Origin of the sequence: Paenibacillus apiarius (genome assembly GCF_017052585.1) — a bacterium.
Lineage (GTDB): Bacteria > Bacillota > Bacilli > Paenibacillales > Paenibacillaceae > Paenibacillus_B > Paenibacillus_B apiarius.
Genome location: NZ_JAFFHZ010000001.1, coordinates 1,076,313 through 1,090,622 on the forward strand (window position 1 = coordinate 1,076,313; position 14,310 = coordinate 1,090,622).

At 51.4% G+C, this 14,310-nt stretch carries 12 protein-coding genes, 1 pseudogene and 1 riboswitch; of the genes and pseudogenes, 11 read left to right on the plus strand and 2 right to left on the minus strand.

What is annotated here, in order from left to right:
• The first annotated feature begins 86 nt into the window (after positions 1–86).
• The 9 genes from JSQ80_RS04965 to JSQ80_RS05005 all read left to right on the plus strand — a co-directional run bounded on the left by JSQ80_RS04965 (position 87) and on the right by JSQ80_RS05005 (position 9,966).
• Positions 87–1,118 carry a methionine ABC transporter ATP-binding protein gene (locus JSQ80_RS04965; protein ID WP_087433260.1) on the plus strand — a complete coding sequence of 344 codons (1,032 nt, stop codon included), beginning with the start codon at positions 87–89 and terminating at the stop codon, positions 1,116–1,118.
• Positions 1,090–1,749 (plus strand): methionine ABC transporter permease, encoded by a 660-nt coding sequence (locus JSQ80_RS04970; RefSeq protein WP_206094567.1) that lies wholly within the window; start codon positions 1,090–1,092, stop codon positions 1,747–1,749. Before JSQ80_RS04965 ends, JSQ80_RS04970 begins: the two co-directional genes overlap by 29 nt.
• 38 nt (positions 1,750–1,787) lie before the next feature.
• Complete coding sequence (locus JSQ80_RS04975) at positions 1,788–2,636, plus strand: MetQ/NlpA family ABC transporter substrate-binding protein (RefSeq protein WP_206094568.1); 849 nt, start codon at positions 1,788–1,790, stop codon at positions 2,634–2,636.
• Entirely contained in the window at positions 2,615–3,733 is a 1,119-nt protein-coding gene (locus JSQ80_RS04980) for an iron-containing alcohol dehydrogenase family protein (protein WP_206094569.1), read from the plus strand. Before JSQ80_RS04975 ends, JSQ80_RS04980 begins: the two co-directional genes overlap by 22 nt.
• Positions 3,734–4,073: 340 nt before the next feature.
• Positions 4,074–4,316, plus strand: a complete 243-nt coding sequence (locus JSQ80_RS04985) for a hypothetical protein (protein WP_240463535.1) — start codon at positions 4,074–4,076, stop codon at positions 4,314–4,316.
• A gap of 288 nt (positions 4,317–4,604) precedes the next feature.
• Positions 4,605–6,746, plus strand: coding sequence for an NHL repeat-containing protein (locus tag JSQ80_RS04990; RefSeq protein ID WP_206094570.1), 2,142 nt, complete (start codon positions 4,605–4,607; stop codon positions 6,744–6,746).
• A gap of 249 nt (positions 6,747–6,995) precedes the next feature.
• Complete coding sequence (locus tag JSQ80_RS04995) at positions 6,996–7,202, plus strand: hypothetical protein (RefSeq protein WP_087433256.1); 207 nt, start codon at positions 6,996–6,998, stop codon at positions 7,200–7,202.
• Between the two features lie 29 nt (positions 7,203–7,231).
• Positions 7,232–8,464: an aminopeptidase gene (locus JSQ80_RS05000; protein WP_206094571.1), complete on the plus strand. Its 1,233-nt coding sequence runs from the start codon at positions 7,232–7,234 to the stop codon at positions 8,462–8,464.
• A 314-nt stretch (positions 8,465–8,778) separates the two neighbouring features.
• Positions 8,779–9,966, plus strand: a complete 1,188-nt coding sequence (locus JSQ80_RS05005) for an MFS transporter (RefSeq protein ID WP_206094572.1) — start codon at positions 8,779–8,781, stop codon at positions 9,964–9,966.
• An 81-nt stretch (positions 9,967–10,047) separates the two neighbouring features.
• Here JSQ80_RS05005 and JSQ80_RS05010 read toward each other — a convergent pair whose 3' ends face one another.
• The gene (locus JSQ80_RS05010) at positions 10,048–10,686 is read right to left on the minus strand and encodes a cyclodeaminase/cyclohydrolase family protein (RefSeq protein WP_206094573.1); all 639 of its coding nucleotides are present in this window, start codon (positions 10,684–10,686) and stop codon (positions 10,048–10,050) included.
• Positions 10,683–11,547, minus strand: a pseudogene (locus JSQ80_RS05015) (bifunctional 5,10-methylenetetrahydrofolate dehydrogenase/5,10-methenyltetrahydrofolate cyclohydrolase). The gene JSQ80_RS05010 and the pseudogene JSQ80_RS05015 overlap by 4 nt, the downstream one beginning before the upstream one ends.
• Positions 11,548–11,635: 88 nt before the next feature.
• A riboswitch (ZMP/ZTP riboswitch) is annotated at positions 11,636–11,720 on the minus strand.
• Between the two features lie 145 nt (positions 11,721–11,865).
• Between JSQ80_RS05015 and JSQ80_RS05020 the strand changes: the two are divergent.
• Positions 11,866–12,483: a hypothetical protein gene (locus JSQ80_RS05020; protein ID WP_206094574.1), complete on the plus strand. Its 618-nt coding sequence runs from the start codon at positions 11,866–11,868 to the stop codon at positions 12,481–12,483.
• A gap of 301 nt (positions 12,484–12,784) precedes the next feature.
• Positions 12,785–14,239, plus strand: coding sequence for an IS1182 family transposase (locus tag JSQ80_RS05025; RefSeq protein ID WP_272491159.1), 1,455 nt, complete (start codon positions 12,785–12,787; stop codon positions 14,237–14,239).
• Positions 14,240–14,310 lie beyond the last annotated feature (71 nt).

Genomic DNA, 14,310 nt, shown 5'->3' on the forward strand with positions numbered 1-14,310 from the left:
TAATGCCAATTCAACCTCTTTCTCTTACGAAAGAGGTTTTTTTGATATCATAATGGTCCAGCAACAGGAATGGCGGGGTGAGAGAAATGATCGAAATCAGAAATCTGGTAAAGGAGTACAAAAGCAAAACATCTACGGTCGTTGGCGTGAACAACGTCTCCTTAACAATAAACAAAGGAGAAATTTACGGCATTATAGGACGAAGCGGAGCGGGAAAAAGTTCGCTTCTGCGCTGCATCAATTTGCTGGAGGAGCCTACATCGGGCCATATTTCCGTCGATGGAGTGGATTTGACCGCTTTAAAGGGCGAAGCTTTACGCCAAGCGCGTTTGAAAATCGGAATGATTTTTCAGCATTTTCACCTGATTCGCTCCAAGACGGTGTATGAGAACATCGCCTTTGCGCTGAAAGCGAATCGAAAAGCCAAAGATGAAATCGATATTCGCGTCATGGAGCTGCTGGAGATGGTCGGACTATCCGACAAACGCAATGTGTATCCGGCCCAGCTGAGCGGCGGACAAAAACAGCGGGTGGGCATCGCCCGGGCGCTTGCGAACGAGCCGCACGTATTGCTGTGCGACGAGGCAACGTCCGCACTTGATCCGGAAACGACGCAAGCGATATTGGAGCTGTTGAAAAAAATCAACCGCGAGCTGAAGCTGACCATTGTGCTCATTACCCACGAGATGGAAGTGGTAAAAGATATATGCGATCGGATGGCTGTAATGCAAAACGGCAATGTGGTGGAGGAAGGAGCCGTCTATGACATCTTCTCCGAACCTAAGCACCCGATGACCCAATCCTTCATCAGCAGCCTGTTCCAATTCGAGCTTCCTGAACGGTTGCTCCGGCATTGCCAAGGAACGATTGTCAAAATTCACTTTGTCGCGCCGCAAGCGGAAGAAGCCATCATTACCGATGTGATGCAAGCCTATCGGGTCAAAGGCAACATTTTGCACGGGAAAATAGAATACATCCATGACAATCCTCTTGGCATTCTCATGTTGGAGCTCATCGGAGACGCTGCGGAAGTGCAGCGGGCTATCGATTATATAAGAGAGCGCACATATCGACTGGAGGTGATCTACCATGGACTCCCTGATTCAACTATTGCCTGACCTGAATAAAGCATTCTTTCAGACGCTGTATATGGTAGGAATTTCGCTTTCTGCCGCCTTAATTCTGGGTCTTCCCATTGGAATTCTCTTATTTGTGACTGACAAGGGACTGTTTCTGGAGCATACGCCGACGAAAAATATTGTGGGCTTCATCGTCAACATGATCCGATCGATTCCATTTATTATTTTGCTTGTCACATTGCTGCCGGTAACGAAGCTCATTACAGGCACCACCATCGGCCCAACGGCCGCCTCGGTATCCTTATCGGTCGCCGCGATCCCGTTTTTTGCCCGGCTGGTGGAAACGGCGCTGCGCGAGATCGATAAAGGCGTCATTGAAGCGGCTGTCTCGATTGGAGCTACGCCGTGGATGATTATTAAGGACGTGCTGCTTCCCGAGGCAAAGCCTGGCATTATTCAAGGCGTGAACATCACCGCAATCAGCTTGGTAGCCTATTCGGCAATGGCAGGCACCGTTGGCGGAGGCGGGATTGGCGACTTGGCCATTCGTTTCGGCTATTACCGCTACGATAATACGGTAATGTTCACTACAGTTGTCATCTTGGTTTGCTTGGTGCAGCTGATTCAATACGGCGGAGATTTCATCGCCAAGAAAGTAGATAAGCGTTAAGTATTTGTAAATACACACATCATCTGGAGGGTTTTAACATGAAAAAAGCAGCACTTCTTCTCTCTCTCATCCTGGCGATTGGCTTGCTTGCCGGATGCGGCAGCAGCACGTCCACAACGGCAAACGGCACAGACTCTAAGCAAGAAGAAAGCAAAGCTTTGAAAATCGGAGCCACTGCCGGACCGTACAGCGATATGATTACCAAAGCGATTAAGCCGATTATAGAGAAAAAAGGGTATACGATCGAGGTAATCGAATTCGGCGATTACGTCCAGCCGAACCTGGCGTTGTCCAATGGCGATTTGAACGCGAACTTATTCCAGCACAAAATTTACATGGAAAATTTCGCAAAGGAAAACAAGCTGCAGCTGTCTGAGCTCATCTCGGTTCCGACCGCGCCGATGGGCATCTATTCTTCGAAATTCAAGTCGCTGGATGAAGTTGCAGCCGGAAGCACCGTCGCGGTTGCCAACGATCCGACGAATCTCGCGCGCACGTTAGGACTGCTGCAGGATGCGGGACTGCTGACAATTAACGAGGACATCGATCCGCTGCGCGTGTCGGAGAAAGACGTGAAAGACAATCCGAAGCAGCTCGTGCTGCAGCCGATAGAAGCCGCGCAACTGCCGCGCGCGGTCGATAGCGCCGACCTGTCGCTCGTTCCCGGCAACTTCGCGCTGGCTGCCAAAATGAACTTGCTGGACGCCCTCAAGCTCGAAAATATGCCTGATGATTATCGCAACCGCGTGGTCGTCAATACAGCGGATCTGGACAAGCAATTCGCTAAAGAGTTGAAGGAAGCCGTAGAATCCGCTGAATTCGAACAAATGATCGACGAACAGTTCAAAGGCTTTGGCAAGCCGGAATGGATGCTGAAAAGGAAGTGACATCGTTGGAACAACGAGTAATCGTCAGAGGAGCCCCTGCGCTCTATCATTGTGAAGCCGGCATACTGGACAAGCTGGAACTATTGCTGCAGCCTTATGCTTGCAAGCGGGTGCTCGTCGTGCACGGCGATCGCTCCTTGGAGGCGGCCAAGCCTTTTTTTCCACAGCAAACCAAGCTTAAGCTATTATATCTGCGCTACAATGGCGAATGTACGTTGGAAGAAGCCCGGCGCATCGCCCGTTACGCCCAGACCGAGCAAGCCGATGTCATTCTCGGCGTCGGCGGCGGCAAGGTTATGGATGTGGTCAAAGCTGCCGCGAACGAATCTCGGCTGGACGCTATCCTTGTGCCTACGCTTGCCTCAAACTGTGCGGCATGGACACCGCTGAGCGTGTTCTACAACGAACACGGACAATTTACCAACTATACGATATTTCCAAAGAGCACGCTGATGGTCTTGGTCGAGCCGAGAATTGCGCTGCAAGCTCCCGTCGCTTATCTAAGAGCCGGAATTGCCGATACGTTGGCCAAATGGTACGAAGCCGATGTGCTGATTCGCAAGCTGGCGCACCCATCTGCCGCCGTACAAATCGCCCATCACGCTGCCCGCCTGTGCCAGTCCACCCTGTTGGAGCATGGGCGGCAAAGCATCCAAGATGCCGAGGCCAAGCAGCTGTCGGACGCCTTCGTGCAGGTCGCCGAAACGATTATAATGACAGGCGGAATGGTAGGCGGGTTCGGCGATCATCTGGGGCGCATCGCGGGAGCCCACTCGGTTCACAATGGGCTTACCGCGGCTCCGGCAACGCATGGGCTGCTGCACGGCGATAAAGTAGCCTATGGCATACTCGTTCAGTTGGTGTTGGAGAGCAACCTGCCGGAGGCGCAGCGGCTGCTTCCTTTCTATCGGGATATGCATCTGCCTTATCGGTTAACCGATCTGGGTCTGTCCGGCCAAGATGAGGCAACATTGAAGAACATCGCCAGCGCCGCGACGCACCCGAATGAGTCGATTCACCTCATGAAGGATGGAATTACGGCAGACGATGTGTATCAAGCAATGATAGCGCTGGAAGACTCCATAGCGAAATCATGAACAGATATTTTTCCCAGTGGAGTATATTGTATAGAAATAGCGGGGCGGGATTACATCCCATGCCCCTTTTTCATGGCTGCACTCCATCCGTTTCCCGCCTATCCCCATCTCCCATCCCTTTTATTCGAGTAAAAATGAATCGTTTCGGTTCTTTCAACTACACAATCCATCACTAGTAGACATATTTCCATCAGGAATAGAAAAAAGCACACCTTTTTTTATAACCAATGGTTAATTTTAACCCCTTTGGGCAGTGACAAAAACGGCGTCGACAATTTAAGCAAGCTGATCATTGGCACGAAAGAGACGATTCTGATCTATTTTCCATTGCATTTTCTTTTTGGCGATTATCGAGACAGGCCGCGTCGCGCATTTGATCCAGGAGCAAACGTATAAAATTGCGCACGAGCCTTTTGTCGAAGCGGGAGTGGGATTGGGTCTAAGCTCATGGCGGCTGTCGAAAAGCTACTATTTCCCGGCGCTGCTTCCGGCGCTCGCCGTGGCCTTCTCCATTTTAACCTTCAATATACTAGGCGAAGGATTAAGACGGCATTTCAATAGAATTATGAACGTTTATTTATAGAAAAGAAAGCTGAACCGCTTGCCGAGAGCAGGTGCATCCTTTTCAGCTTTTTTGACTTGTCTCTAACATGTCTATATATCGGCGGCCAGTTGACACCTCTATCGAACGAGGTAAGATCTATATGAACCAGTTATATTCTAGCAAGTGCCTTAGCCCATTAGTTACTGCTGTGGAATACCACGAATAACAAACCACATGAAAACCTGCAGCAGATTCGCTTCCCACCGAGCGGCCTGGAACTTATGCCTGTATGGAATGGTGGATGAATCAATTAGAGGAGGGAAACTCTTGACAGAGCGATGGAACACACGAATAAGCTCGATTAGCGCCATGTTGGCGGTGATGCTGACCGTCTTGGCATTCGGCAATCCCGCGGCCGCGGCAGATACGGCCGGCACAGCCCCTGGCGGAATGCCGCCGGCAGGATCGATTGTCTTTAAAAACAAAATATTTGCAGAGCCGGTAGACCTGGGCATTCCCGTCTTCACCGTTGCGATTAACGATGCGGTCGCGGGTATCGAGGATGGACGGCCAACAATGTACTCCACGGCGCAAGGCGATACGTCCGTGTTCAATGTGGTGGATATTCAAAGCAACAAGCTGCTGCGCTCCTTTCGGCTAGAGGGCGTTCATACCTCCTGGCGCCATACGATTGCTCCGGACGGAACCGTCTATATTGCAGCCATTATGTCCGGCAGCACTAGAGGAGAATTGTGGAGCTATTCACCCCGGACGAAGACCGTAAGCAGCTTGGGAGAGCCGCTTCCAGGCGAAAAATCAATCTGGTCCATGGTAACCGACGAGGATGGCAACGTATACGGAGGCACGTTCCAGCAAGGGAAGGTGTTTAAGTATGATCCCATTGCGAAGAAGTACCATGATTACGGCCGCATGCTGAAGGACCAGGAATACGTGCGCTCAATGGCGTATGACAACGGCTACATTTATGCAGGCATCGGCTCCACGGGAGCCATCGTCAAGCTGAACGTTCAGACCGGGGAGAAGCAGGTGATTTCCGGCCAAGTGGCCGATCTCCTCGGCGTGGCTCCGGCAGACGTTCCGTTTGCGTATGACATGGCGATCGTGGATCGGTATTTGCTCGTGAAGTTCGGCGATCCGCTCATGACCTTGTTGTTCTATGATTTGGACAAAAGCGAATGGCTGCCGCACAAAGTCGGGAAAAACATTGGCGGCGTGCAAGGAGCGGGCGTGTTCTCGTTTAACCAGCTTGCAGCGAAGGACGGCAAAGTGTATGTCCCCGCCAACGGGGTCATTACAGAGATCGACTTGACTACGTTCGAGGCGCGCATGACCGCCATGAAATATGGCACCTCCTTCCGCGGAGCCGCCTGGGTAGCGTTCAAGGACGATCCAGACTTCCCGGGAATGTCATTCGTAACGATGCAGCGTGACGGCAAGACGTCCATCTTCAATGTCGACACGGAGAAGAGAAAGGATCTCCCTTCCGTCGTCACAGGAGCATCCAATCCGCTGCACAATATGGAAAACGGTCCAGACGGGAACATATACATGAGCGGATATCCCGGCGGAATCGGAGTGAGGTTCGACCCGCGGACCGACGCATTCACCACCTTCGGCTTAGGACAGGCGGAAGGCATGGTTGCCTATGGCCAAGAAATGTATTTTGGCATATATCCGGGAGGCCACATTCAGAACTTAGATACGACCAAGCCGGTTCCACAAGCGCACACCGTGTTCCAAATCGGCTCTGAGCAAGATCGCCCTTATATTATGCGGGCTGCGGATGACTTCATCATGATGGGGACAATTCCCGATTACGGCAAATTAGGCGGCGCATTGACTCTATATTATCCGGATACGGGAAAGAAGGAAGTATACCGTAATGTCGTCCGCAACCAGAGCATCAACGGCCTGGCATACAAGGACGGGAAAATATTCGGCTCGACCACCGTCTTTGGCGGCCTGGGGATTGCCCCGACTGAAAAAACGGCCAAAATGTTCGTGTGGGATGTCGAGAAAAAACAAAAAATAACGGAATTCACACTGGACATCCCCGATCTAGATCGGCCTGTCATGATTAGCGGCTTGTCCATTGGCCCAGACGGCAATGTATGGGGCGGGGTCGACGGAATCTTGTTCAAGCTGGACCCGGATACGTATCGCATCCTCGACTATAAAAATATATACCCGCATGTTAAAAATTACGGCTTCTGGCGCCCCTACCACCCGCATTGGGGCCAAGACGGATTGTTATACATGGATTTGGCGGATCGCATCACCGTCATCGACCCGAACACGTGGGAATTTGCAACGTTATCCGAGGATAACGGCAGCACCTTCAAGGAAATTGCTTTTATGACGCTGGCCAAGGACGGGCAAGGCAACGAGCATATTTATTACATTGATCAAGCGAACTTGATCAAAATTCCAATTTCCAACGCAGGATAAGGAGCCTGGACCCGCGATCGAAATGGAGCTGCCCGCCGCCAAAGAGATTGGAAATCCGCTGCAGGAGCATAAATCGGCATACTGGGAGCATTACAACAATTGGCTCTCTCCTAATACTGACACATTCATCCTGATTAGGGATTGCTCACGGCAATGAGATCCCATTATTATTAATACAGGAACATGTGATATTATTGGACAGATAGGTTAAAATTCTAAAATGGAAATTGCATTCGAGGTGAAAATAAGATGGAAGAAAATAAAACAACCGCTGCGGAAACAGATGAGGCGAAAAAAGTGAGTCTCGCCGACGCGGCCAAGCGGATGCTGCAGCAGAAGAAACAAGCGCAAGGCCAAGCACAAGGCCCGCACAAGCATCAAGCGGCAGGCAACCAAATGATGAAAAGCCAGCATACGAAAAAGATTAACAATCAGCGCAAGCGCATGGGTGTGTAGCTCATAACAATTGAAAAAGGTGATGACATATGGCAACATTCGAACAACAGTTGGAACAATACGCTGAGCTCATCGTGAAGGTGGGCGTAAACGTGCAGCAAGGGCAACCCGTGTTCGTGACCGGCTCGCTTGAAATGGCGCCCCTCGTCCGTCTCGTCGCAAGCAAAGCGTACGATGCAGGCGCAAGCAATGTCCATGTAGAGTGGACGGACGATACGTTGACGCGCCTGAAGTTCGAAAAAGCGGCAGACGACGTGTTTACCCAGTTCCCGCAGTGGGAAGTCGAGAAACGCAACGCATTTCTGGATAAAAGAGCGGCGTTCATCTCCATCGTATCCTCCAATCCCGATTTATTGAAGGGGATCGATCCGCAGCGGATCGGCAACAATCAGAAGGCATCGGGCAAAGCGTTGGAGCGCTTCCGCCAATTCGTGCAATCCGATAAAGTAAGCTGGACGGTCGTGGCGGCTTCGACCCGCGCCTGGGCAGCCAAAGTGTTCCCGGATCTGTCCGGCGACGAAGGAATCGCGAAGCTGTGGGATGCGATCTTCGAATCCGTCCGTCTCAATACGCCTGATCCGGTGGCAGCTTGGAAAGAACATAACGCGACATTACATAAAAAAGTGGATGTATTGAACAGCAAGCATTTCCACAAGCTGCACTACACAGCGCCGGGCACGGACTTGACGATCGAGCTGCCAGAGAAGCATCTGTGGGTAGGCGCAGGCAGCACGAACGAGCAGGACGTGCCGTTCATGGCGAACATGCCGACCGAAGAAGTATTCACCGTGCCTCACAAATCCGGCGTGAACGGCTACGTGTCGAGCACGAAGCCGCTCAGCTACGGAGGCAACCTCATCAATAACTTTAAAGTGACGTTCGAGAACGGGCGCATCGTGAAGGTCGAAGCGGAAGAGGGCCAGGACATTTTGCAGCAGCTCGTCGACACTGACGAGGGTTCGCACTACTTGGGCGAAGTGGCGCTTGTGCCGCACGAATCTCCGATTTCGCAATCGAATGTCCTGTTCTACAATACGCTGTTCGATGAAAATGCATCGAATCACCTGGCGATCGGAAGCGGCTACGCCTTCAACGTGGAGGGCGGCAAGACAATGTCGCAGGAAGAGCTCGCTGCGGCCGGCGTGAACATCAGCATCACGCACGTCGACTTCATGATCGGCTCCGCGGAGATGGACATTGACGGCATTCATGAGGACGGTACTGTCGAGCCAATCTTCCGCAAGGGCAATTGGGCGATATAACGAAATGACAGTTTGAACGATTGACGCGGATTTGCGGCGGCAGGAGCATGAGGCTCCTGCCGTTTTTCTATTTAGGCACCATGAATGCAAGCCGTATCGCCTTACCCTTGAAACGCCTCTTTTATCCGCTCTCCCCATTCATCAGAAACCGTTTGCTGACTGGAGGGGAGAGTGAAGCAAAGCATGGCGGCACATGAACAAGGTTCAGAGGGTGCAGCTCGGTTGGAACTACGATATTCATGCTTGTCGTAATCCTGCAAACATGCGCATAATGGTAGGAAATAGATGACATTTTAGGGGAAGGAGACTCTTCCATGCACGTATGGCAGGATTTCAAGATATTTATGAGGATTAAGGGCGCGGGTTTTCTCGTGCTGACCCTCTTTTTGTACGGAATCGGAACCGGGATTTTGGCTCCGATGAACGCCATTTATTTAAAGGAGTCGATAGGACTCGGCAAAGGCGAGATTGCTTCGATTTTTGCCATATCGCTCTTTTTGAACATGGTGCTTACGATCTCGGTCGGATTCATCAGCGACAGCATGAAACGGAAGAAGACGATTCCGATCCTCGCATCCCTGGTGTGCATGACGGGTCTGCTCATCTATATGAATGCTGCGGCCTACGTTCCGGCACTCATCGGGATGGCGCTCGCGACCGCGCCTTCAGGCATGATTATGGGACAGCTGTTCGCGATGGCCCGCAATCATTTTACGCGCATGGCTCCGGACGTCGTGGAGATCGCCCAGATTTGGCTCCGCGCGACGTACAGCGTCGGCTTCTTCACGGGCTTGCTGCTTGGGGCCAATTTGTATTTGCTGGCAACGTTCCAGGGCGTGCTGTGGGGGAATATGGCGGGGTATGCGGCTTTGTTCATCCTGCTGCTGTTCTATAAAGAAATTACGGCAGAGGCGTCAGCCAACAAGACGGTTAAGGGGGAACCCTTCTCCGTCGTCATGCTGTTCGCCATTCTGCTGCTGTCCTGTGCCGATGCGATTCGGGGATTGTATTTGCCGCTCGTCGTCCACGAGCAATTCGGAGATCCGCGCCTGATGTCTTACATATGGAGCACGCAGGCCGTGTTCGAGCTCTTGTTCATGACGATGGCCGGCTATTGGGCCGCCAAATACGGCAGCAAGCCGATCATCCTGCTCGGCAGCGCCTTTGCGCTGGCCACTTATTTGACCTACAGCGCCAGCGGGTCATTGACCGTCTTTTTTCTGGTGCAACCGCTGTATTCATTCTTCGTGTCCGTGCTGTATGGCGTCGGGATGGGCTACGTGCAGCGCATGTTCATTCACAAGGCGGGCTTCGGCGCCAGTCTGTATGTATTCATTTCCCAGACGGCTTCTCTCATCGGCTACTTCCTGCCGCTGCTAATCGAAGGGGTGACGCCGCGCATCTTCTGGATACCCGCGGCCTTGATTATCGTGTCGGTTGGGCTGATGACGAAGGTTCTGCATACCGATCGGCATCAGCGCCCGCAAGCCCTTTCTTCATAAAAGGACCCATACTGGCAACGAAAGCCGGCGATTCCGCTACGGAACCGCCGGCCATTTTCTATGCCGTGCAGCAAATAGGCCCTATGCCTTGATTCGTTGATGCACGGTGCGCAGCGCAGCTTCCTTCAACTGCCCCAGTTCCATGAGCAATTGGGAAGCTTGCTCCGCGTATTCTCCCTTGCGCTCCGCATCCTTCACCGAGGCAAGGTTCATTTCAATCGTCAAATAAGCGGATTGGGCAGCCGCTTCGAACAGAATGGCCCCAATGCCCAGATCGGAGATGACGTTCTTGTTGGATATCTCCGCGATAGCAGCCGTCATGCGCATTCCGTCTTTGCATACCCGGAGCAGCCGCAGCGGAACATCGATCGCCGCGTAGGTCGCTGCGCGCATCGCATGTCTGCGCTGCGCCTGCTCTGCTTCAGTGCCCTTGGGCAGCCGCAGCGCCTCCATGAACTGCCCGAACGTGCGAATGTCGTCGGCAAGCAGCTCCTCGCATAGAGCAGACAGACTGTTCATCTCATTCAGCGTAAGCTCAATTTGTTCCCGAATGGCCGCGAACTTCTCGCCCTGCGACAGATTGCCCACCATCGAGGTCATCGCTGCGCCGAGCGCCGCCACAAGCGCGGCCACGCTGCCTCCGCCCGGTGTCGGCTCGGCGCTGCCCGCATGCTCCAAAAAGCTTCTTATCGAACTGTCCCACGTGATCGCTTGATTCATTGCTCCGTCTCCTTTTCGCCGAGCTGGTAATCCAGCGCCCGCAGCACATTTTCGAACAGAATGGCGGTCGTGAGCGTGCCTACTCCTCCCGGAACCGGCGTGATGGCCGTCACCTCATCCGCCACATCCCGCGCAATATCGCCCGCAATCGACCCATCGTCCGACTCGTTGATCCCTGCATCGACCAGAACGAGCGCTGGATGCACCATATCCCTTGTAATCAGGTTCGGGCGTCCGACCGCCGCGAACGCAATCTCGGCATGCCGCAAGTGGAAAGCGAGATCGGGCGTGCGGGAATGGCATACCGTCACGGTCGCCTGCTCCCGCTGCAGCATGTGGAAGAGCGGCAGGCCTACGGTTTGCCCTCTCCCGACCAGCGTGACATTTTTGCCTGCCAGCGAATAACCGTAATGCTTGAGCAAGCGGATGCAGGCCTGCGGCGTGGCCGGATAGATCCCGCGCTCCCCCAGTAATGGTCGCCAGCTTGTTGAACGGCGTCACGCCATCGACATCCTTGAGCGGCGCGATGGCCCGCTCGATTGCCGCCGCGGACAGATGCTCCGGCAAAGGCAGTTCGAGCATAATGCCATGCACGTCACGATCGGCGTTCAGCTTGGCGATGAGCTCCAGTATTTCTTGCTCCGCCGCGTCTTTGCCGAAGGCATGCAGCTGGAACGATACCCCCAGCTTATCCGCCGCCTTCTGCTTCATCTTCGCATAATAAGCGGATGCGAGATCCCCCTCGACGAGAATCGTGGCAATGCATGGACGATGCCCCTCCGATGCATACCCCTCCACCCGCTTCCGGATATCGTTGTATACGGCATCCGCAGCTTCTTTTGCTTTCATGATCATTCCCATCGTATAACCTCCTGTAGCATATCGATTGCAATCATTTGAAAAACAAAAAAAGCATTTGCCGAAGCTCATCAATCGAGTCTTCAACAAATACTTTTACCCAGGCGAACGGTATCATCCGACTGTATGCTCCCTCGTGGTTGCCCCCACTTTTTTCGCCAGTTACATACAGCATTCAATTTCTTTTATCCTATCAAATCGGAATAAAAAAGAAAACCTTTTTTGTTTTTACAAAATAAATTCCTGCGCCCCGTCACATCTAACCTATCGTGAATATCATGGAGCAGCGAAGCACATTCATCTAGAAGAGGGTGTTATCGAATGCCTATTGTAGGTCAGGCTATAATAGTTAGCAGCAGTAACGTATATGTTGCGAATGACCGGGATACAGCCATTGCTTTGGCCGTAAGCGGAGCGCCAGGCAATAAAGCCACGGTTGTCCCCCGCTATGCTCTTTGGCCCCAATTAATTAAATATTCGAATGACAACGGGCTTTTCCCCACTATAAATCCCCGATACATTTGGGATTCAACTACATCCGATGGTCAAAGCAGAGCATTTGCCGCAAGAAGCGGCGGCATCAGTAACGCTAATCCGCTCACAATTAACGTAAATTTATGCGCCTTTTCCGACAATGCCCATGTGGCCCGGGTTGACGTTTATAATTTTAGTCCACCGACCCCTGAGTTGGTGCAGACGTTAACTCCTCCAGTGCTCTTGGATGGAAATATGGATCCTATTGTCGGCCTAACCGAAACGCCGCCTTACAATTGGCAAGACATAAGAGTGTACAAAAAAAACACTAACACCCCTCTTCCTCCCGGACAAATATATGTCGTGGTAGTGTCTTTTACAGCAGTCAACTATATTCTCAATCCGCTTGGAAGCGAAAATCCTGCAGGATTATCGTTCATTGCCAATGTCGATTTTATTACATGACCAGCTCCGACAATCATCGAAAGTTGTCCATCACTCACCCTATCATTCAAAAGGATGCAGGACAAGTTAGGAAAAGAGATATCAAACTGCAAAAATACAGTTGTTTTTCCGCATTTCCGGCTTTTTCGGCATTTGAAGTGCAAATGTGCAGTTAAAAACAATGGAATCCCCGTTTTTGTGATATTAAGCTAAAATGAGCTGTATTTTTCAGACTGTTGAAAAAAGCCGTGTTTTCCGGTGCATTAACGCATTAGTATGATACAATATCAGTAATTAATCTGATGAGAGGCGTGTGGTGATCTTGTTGAATAGCAAGCAGTCCGAAAACAAAGCTCATAATGAAATGGAACTTATTTGCATGGATTTATTGGTACCTCAAGATCACCTGCTACGCCTTATCGACAAACATGTGGATTTCTCTTTTATCAGGGAGAAAGTTCGGCCTTACTATAGCGAAACCAAGGGACGACCGGCCTTAGACCCCGTTGTATTATTTAAAATGATGCTCATCGGATATTTGTACGGCATACGCTCTGAACGTCAATTGGAGCAAGAAATCATTCCGAATGCTGCTTATCGCTGGTTCCTTGGCCTGCGTTTCTCCGATCGCGTCCCCGATCACTCGACGATCAGTTGGAACCGGAATAATCGGTTTAAAGATACGAATCTCTTTCAAGAGATTTTTGATGAAATGGTACATCTAGCGATCAACCATAAGATGGTGGATGGTCGTCTCTTGGTGACCGATTCGACTCATATTCGAGCCAACGCTAACAATAATCGCTACACGATGCAGGTTCTCGAAGAGACCCCTCATGACTATCTAAAAGAATTAGAGAAGGCCATCAACGAGGATCGAGAGAGCCACGGAAAAAAGCCCCTTCCTCCCCGGAAGCCTTCCGGGGAGGAAAAACCACGTAAAGTAAGTCAAACCGATCCCGAGTGCGGACTGATGAAACGAAGCGGTAAACCGGAGGCATTCTGTTATCTCGACCATCGCACCGTCGACCATAAATATAACATTATCACCGATGTCCATGTGACACCTGGCCATGTTAATGACGCTGCCGTCTACGTGGAACGCCTCAAACGACAAATCCAAACCTTTGCATTTCAATCAACGCTGGAAGCCGTGGCGCTGGATTCGGGGTACATGACGCCTTACATATGCGATCAGACGCTAAAGCTAGAGATCGCTGCGGCTATCGCGGAACGCAATGCTCCAACGCCCCCTGACATTTTTCCGAAGAAACAGTTTATCTACCATGCAGAAGAAAATGGCTACCTGTGTCCCGCAGGAAAAATGCTAATGTATACGACTACCAATCGACAAGGGTATCGGGAATACACGTCAAATGCCGAGGAGTGTGCAAACTGCCCCTTGCTCAATCAGTGTACGAAATCGGCCAACCACCAACGTAAGATCGAACGACATATATGGGAAGAGAGTAAAGAGAAGGTCGCTCAGTACCGGAAAACCCATTCCGGAGAGGCGGCCTATAAGTTGCGTCCTCAAACGATAGAACGAAGCTTTGCAGATGCAAAAGAGCTTCATGGATATCGTCGCTGCAAGTTCCGCGGGAGAGCTAAAACGCAGGAACAAGCTTTCATGACCGCAATAGCCCAGAATGTAAAAAAGATTGCCAGGTACCTGGCCCAAAAGGTCGGAGGTGGGCAGAAGCAAAAGACTCCACCTGTTCTTTTAACCAAATTAAGGAACTTATCGAAACCTTTAGCTCTAAATTCTGCCGCTTAAACCGATTTTTCAACAGTCTGATTTTTGCAGTCCAGAGCGACAAAAAACGTAAAAAGGGAACCTTCAAATGT

What these genes read in the sequence shown, in the direction of transcription:
- JSQ80_RS04970 (WP_206094567.1), top strand. Translation starts at nt 1,090, where the DNA reads ATGGACTCCCTGATTCAACTATTGCCTGACCTGAATAAAGCATTCTTT.
- JSQ80_RS05000 (WP_206094571.1), top strand. Translation starts at nt 7,232, where the DNA reads ATGGCAACATTCGAACAACAGTTGGAACAATACGCTGAGCTCATCGTG.
- JSQ80_RS04965 (WP_087433260.1), top strand. Translation starts at nt 87, where the DNA reads ATGATCGAAATCAGAAATCTGGTAAAGGAGTACAAAAGCAAAACATCT.
- JSQ80_RS04980 (WP_206094569.1), top strand. Translation starts at nt 2,615, where the DNA reads ATGGATGCTGAAAAGGAAGTGACATCGTTGGAACAACGAGTAATCGTC.
- JSQ80_RS04995 (WP_087433256.1), top strand. Translation starts at nt 6,996, where the DNA reads ATGGAAGAAAATAAAACAACCGCTGCGGAAACAGATGAGGCGAAAAAA.
- JSQ80_RS05010 (WP_206094573.1), bottom strand. Translation starts at nt 10,686, where the DNA reads ATGAATCAAGCGATCACGTGGGACAGTTCGATAAGAAGCTTTTTGGAG.
- JSQ80_RS05005 (WP_206094572.1), top strand. Translation starts at nt 8,779, where the DNA reads ATGCACGTATGGCAGGATTTCAAGATATTTATGAGGATTAAGGGCGCG.
- JSQ80_RS05020 (WP_206094574.1), top strand. Translation starts at nt 11,866, where the DNA reads ATGCCTATTGTAGGTCAGGCTATAATAGTTAGCAGCAGTAACGTATAT.
- JSQ80_RS04975 (WP_206094568.1), top strand. Translation starts at nt 1,788, where the DNA reads ATGAAAAAAGCAGCACTTCTTCTCTCTCTCATCCTGGCGATTGGCTTG.